At 60.7% G+C, this 5,212-nt stretch carries 3 protein-coding genes and 1 pseudogene; 2 read left to right on the forward strand and 2 right to left on the reverse strand.

What is annotated here, in order from left to right; all coding sequences use genetic code 11:
* A pseudogene (locus JNL55_RS22490) lies at nucleotides 1–243 on the reverse strand (hypothetical protein); the annotation flags it as partial.
* Nucleotides 244–3,339, reverse strand: coding sequence for a TonB-dependent receptor (locus JNL55_RS22495; RefSeq protein ID WP_293859243.1), 3,096 nt, complete (start codon nucleotides 3,337–3,339; stop codon nucleotides 244–246). It abuts the pseudogene before it with no gap.
* Between the two features lie 232 nt (nucleotides 3,340–3,571).
* Between JNL55_RS22495 and JNL55_RS22500 the strand changes: the two genes are divergently transcribed.
* Together JNL55_RS22500 and JNL55_RS22505 are read left to right on the forward strand one after the other, a co-directional pair.
* The gene (locus JNL55_RS22500; protein ID WP_293859246.1) at nucleotides 3,572–4,081 is read left to right on the forward strand and encodes an RNA polymerase sigma factor; all 510 of its coding nucleotides are present in this window, start codon (nucleotides 3,572–3,574) and stop codon (nucleotides 4,079–4,081) included.
* Between the two features lie 18 nt (nucleotides 4,082–4,099).
* Nucleotides 4,100–5,152 carry a FecR family protein gene (locus tag JNL55_RS22505; protein WP_293859249.1) on the forward strand — a complete coding sequence of 351 codons (1,053 nt, stop codon included), beginning with the start codon at nucleotides 4,100–4,102 and terminating at the stop codon, nucleotides 5,150–5,152.
* The last annotated feature ends 60 nt before the right edge of the window (nucleotides 5,153–5,212 follow it).

Here is a 5,212-nt window from a genome sequence, read left to right on the forward strand (position 1 = left end):
TACCTGGCGATGCCACCGGAGCGATGCGCCAACCGAAGAATTACGTAACGCGCGCCAGCCGAGCCAGAGCGCCCATAACCACAATGGCAACAGCGGCGCGCGCCAACCGCTCAGTTGCCAAGAGACAATCACCGCGACCCACAGCGCCATTCCGACGCCCACACTCCACCAGCGAGCGTGGCGGTGGGGGCGACACAGTAGAACCACCGCCCCCACGCTCAGGACCAACAACAGCATCTTCATCTAGAAACGTTTGCCCACCGACATCTGGATGGCGCGCAACCGAGGATCGCCGAAGTTCGAGTAGAACGCGCTGCCACGGCCACCAGCGTATGCATCGAACGGTGGCAGCGTGTTGAACACGTTGCGCATGCCCAGCGTGATGCTGGTATTCGACAGCACTCCGACTCGCCCTTGATCCGCGAATCGATAGCCTGCGAACAGATTGTGATAGACCTGATGCGAGACTGTCGTGCCGCCCTGTGCAGCCAGATAGAGCGGGCTGTCGTATTGGTCGTACGGACCGTAGTACAGCGTCGTCCAACCCAGACTCCAATTGCCTCGCTCCCAACCCAGAGTTGCATTGGCGCGCAACTTGAGTGGACCGCCGTTGGCCACCTGTCCGGCAATGTCTTCCTCGGCACTCTCGGGAGACAGCACGCGAGTGAAACTGTCGATCATGGTCACTGCCAGATCGAAGCTGAAAACGCCGAGCCGCTCGGTCGCATGGCTATATCCCAAGGTCACGTCGAACCCTTCCATGGCCACGTGACTGACGTTGACCAGTCTTCGATCCAGCTGCGTGATCGGCCCCACGCTATACGGATCGCCGGCCTCCGGTGCCGCGCGCGTGATGCGATTGGCAAACAGCTCCTGATTCAGCAGGATCAGGGACGCCGAAGGTTCGAAGATCAGATGACTGCGTTCGATTCGAAACCAATCCAGACCGACCCGCAGGCCTTTCAAGAACTGCGGCTCGAACAGAAAGCCGACGCTGAAGGTCTCCGCATCCATGGGATCGATGTTGGGATTGCCGCCGGTGAGATCCGTTGCGTAGACCTGTTCGTTACCTCGCTGCGGATCGAGCGCGCCAAAGAAACTGACTGGCTCTGGGTCGACCGGATCCGGCAGCAACTCACCGAACGCCGGGGGCAAGAAAGCCGTGGCATAGCTGGCACGCACAGTGAACGATTCGACCGGCTTGTAGCGCAAGCCCACCGTGACACTGGTAGACGAGTAATCGACCTGCTCTCGCTGCAATTCTTCTGCGGGATCCACCTCATAGTCAGGCGGAAAGGTGTCTCGGCAGCAGGTACCGGAGCTCACCGAATAATTCTCGAAGCGGCTGGCAATCTGCAGATCGAGCAACCGCACGCCAGGAACGTCGTTCGCAGCGGCGATCAGCGGCACCAGCGCTTCGGCGTAGACACTAGTGACATTCTGCGATTGGGGAAAGTAAGTGGTCCGCCCGAACGCCGCCAGATCGGAATAGCCGCCTTCGAATTTTTCTTCTCGATAGCCCAGACCAATGGTCAGGTTCGGCTGTCCCGCAGGCAGCGTGCCCACCGGACCCGACATGCGCAAACCAATATCGGCGAGCGTGTAGTCCTGCTCACTGGCCTTGGCTCGATCGGCGACGGTGGTGTAAGGCCCGATCTGCAGCGGATACGCCAAGGTGTCGAGGAACGGATTCAGCGTGCCGTCCGCGAACGCCTCCTCCGATGCGATTTCACCCGAGGCGCAATCGAAGCAACCTTCCTCCAAAGGAAACTTGGCGCGATTCCAAGTGTAGTCGCCCTGTACGCGCCAGTCGTTCGGCAGATCGAGCACGAAGCCCAGCACCGCGCGCAACGATTCCGCTTTGAAGGAATAAAACCCGAGGTTGTCATTCAACGGCGGCGTGACACGCACCGCCTGTTGAAACGGATTGGTCGGTGAGTCTGCCGGAATGATGACGGACAAACGATTGGAAGGATGGCCGCTGCCTTCGTTGCTGTTGTACATCAACTCGCCGATCAGCTCGAAGCGGTCCGTCATCTTACGGCGGATGGCGCCGGTCACCGATCGGGATTCGGCAGCTTCCGCACCGAGCGGCGCGCGTAGACCGCTGATCGTTGCCAGAGCGCCGCCACGACCCGGCGTCGTGTTCTGTCCTCCGGCGTTCGCCAACAAGCCTGCCTGTAAAGCGGCCAACGAAGTGCTGGGCGACGTCCCTGTGGGAATGTATGTCAGCGACGATCCCAGCGGCGTACCGTCATCGAACACCAGAGCGCTGCCATTCGCCGAGGCGATGTTGGGAGTCGAGCCAAACTGCGCCGGAAAGTTCGCTGAATACAGCAGCCCAGGCGCCCTGGCACGAATGCGCGACAGGCCGCGCTCATACAACTCCGAGCGATCTCCGAATGTCACCGCTTCGCTGTCCCGAAACGAAGCACTGAGCGTGATGTTGGTTCTACCGTCCTCCAACGACCAGCCGTAACCCGTGGCGACGCTGCGAACCGGAGCATGCGTATCCAGCGGCGTGTCGTAGGTCAACTGAATGTCACCGCCGACAAAGTCACGCTTCAACACGATATTGATCACACCGCCGACCGCACTGCCGCCGTAAATCGCCGAGGCAGACGAAGGCAACACCTCGACCCGATCGATCATGGAGGGCGCAAAAGCGTTGACATCGAACTGCTGATCGTTGGAGCCGCCGGTGCGACGACCATTGACCAGGATCAGAGTCTGGTTCGTACCCAGACCGCGAAGGTTGGCCGAGCTGAAGGTGCGGCCGTTGCTGGTGCCTTGACTCATCGTTCGGCTGACCGTGTTCATGGTCAGCCGCTGCTTCAGGAACTCTTCGAGGTTGACCGTATTGGCTTGCTCGATCTCCGCAGCCTTGAAGATGTAATAGGGTTGCGCGTCGTTTTCGGTGCGCACGATGTCGACGTTGGCATCCGTGAACGGCTTTCTGCCGACGACCTGGATCTCTTCCAACTCCTCGGTGGCAGAGGCGCCGCTGCCGCCTGCAGCCGAAACTGTGCCGGCTTTGGCAGCGCCAGTGACCGACGCCGCCTCGGGCCTGCGGATGGACACCGTGTCGTTGTTCAAATATTCGTAGATCAGTCCGGTGCTTTCCAGCAGCCGGCGCAACGCATCCTCCGGGGTGAAATCGCCCTCGAGCGTTTCGGAATGAATGCCGCTTGCGGTGCTGGAATTGATGACGACTTGCAGGCCGGTTTGGCGAGCCAGGTCATTGAGCGCCTCGGCGATCGGCTTGGCGGCAACCATCACATGCACCGGCTTCTGTGCCCGGCCCTCCGGCGCACCGGCTCCCGCCGATGCACTGGCCACGCATGCCACTAGTGTGCAGATCCATTCTTTACCCCTGAGGCGCATCCAGACTCCGCGATATGTGCTGTGAATTGATCTCTCGTTGCAGGTTGGGTGGTTCCGGCATCGAATCGCACACCCTGGCCAGCAATTTTTTACGCCAGCGCCCGCCAGCCATATTTTTTTCACGCCCGCCTATGCGATTCGCTGCGAAATCCTCCCAATACAGTTCAGGCCCTATACTCGCCCGCTCGTGGACACCGAACCAACGCCCGCCGCCTTCGCCGAACTCGCTCAATCGAATGAGCGGCGAGCGCTATTACGGCGCTTCTTCTCCGGGGTAGCGCGTGAGAAGCAAGGTGTCGACGACCTGGTGCAACAAGTCTATCTGGAGCTGATCCAGTATCCCCCGGCGGAGCTGGTTCGCGACCCGACCGCTTACCTTTACAAGGTGGCTTGGAATGTCGTCCGACGGGCCAATGCAGCTCACCGACGGCGCGCGCCCACGTTCGACCATGAAACTCTGGACCGCCTGAGCGCGGTGCGCGGAGACGACCCCAGCAGTGAAATCAACGCCGAGGAGCATCTGATCCACCTACTCGCGCAGCTGCCGCCGGTCTACGGCACGGTCCTCATGCTACGCAAACGCGATGGTCTGTCTTGCGATGAAATCGCCAGCCGGCTGCGGTTATCCCGCGCGCAGGTACTACGGTACTTGACCAAAACCTATGCGCATCTTCGCGATGCGCAGCGCACCGAGTAAGTGGTCAGGGATATGGACATGAGATTCTTCAGGCGACCCAAGAGCATTAGCGAGGAAGCAGCCGCGTGGCTGGTGCGTTGGCAGGAAGATCCTCGGCCGCCGACGCAGCGGGAACAAAGCCGCTGGCTCGCCTGGCTGCGCCGTTCCCCCGAGCATCTGCAGGCTTATTTCGACATCGCCGATATCTCCGACGATCTGGATCGGATGAAATTCAGCGACCAGTTTGGTCTGGCACACGAGCAGCGCCCTGCCGTGGTCGTGCCGTTCACCGAACAGAGCAAGACGGCGACGGTGCCCACGCAATCCTCAGCGCCAGCAAGTGAGCAGCGCCGTGTATTCGCTGTTGCCGCCGCCGTAACCGCCTGCGCCATTGGAATCGGTTGGTATCTACATAACGCCGGCAGATATGTCACACACATCGGTGAACAACGGACCTACACCTTGGAAGACGGCTCGCGCATGCAGTTGAACACTCAATCGCGCGCCAAAGTGTCTTTCAGCAACGGGCAGCGGGTCATCGATCTCGAGGGCGAAGCGTTGTTCACGGTGGCGCCCGACAAGCAACGGCCGTTCTATGTGCGCTCCGCGAATAGCGTCGCTCGTGCCGTTGGAACACAGTTCAATGTATATGCCCGGCCCGAGGAGACTCGAGTGACAGTACTCGAGGGCATCGTCGAAGTCAGCGCCGGCTCGGCGCTTCCGCCGATTCATTCTGCTCGTACCGCGGCGGTAGGCCAGCCCCCCGCCACCCTGGAATTGTTGGCGGGCGAAGCGGCACGGACCACACCATCGCAGATGGCCAGGACCGACGAGACTGTTCGCACCGCCACCGCATGGCGATTGAACCAACTGGTGTTCTCGGACGCGACGCTCGAGGAAGTGGCGCGGGAGTTCAATCGTTACAACGAGACGCAGCTCATCCTGGAAGGCCGCGTCGGCCAAGACGACGAACAGCGCCTCAGCGGAACCTTCGATGCCCACAATCTGCAGTCACTGCTGCTGCATCTACAAGCGAACCCACATCTGCTGGTAGAGCACGGCGACCAGCGCGTTCGCATTAGAGCGCGGTGAGACAGAGTGCCTCCAGTCGCACGCTCTTGCTCATCCGCGGTTTGACTCGATAGTGACTGG

The sequence above is a fragment of the Steroidobacter sp. genome (assembly GCF_016790065.1).
GTDB lineage: Bacteria > Pseudomonadota > Gammaproteobacteria > Steroidobacterales > Steroidobacteraceae > Steroidobacter.

Excerpts from the sequence above, each read along its gene's own strand:
- JNL55_RS22505 (WP_293859249.1), top strand. The coding sequence starts at position 4,100 with ATGAGATTCTTCAGGCGACCCAAGAGCATTAGCGAGGAAGCAGCCGCG.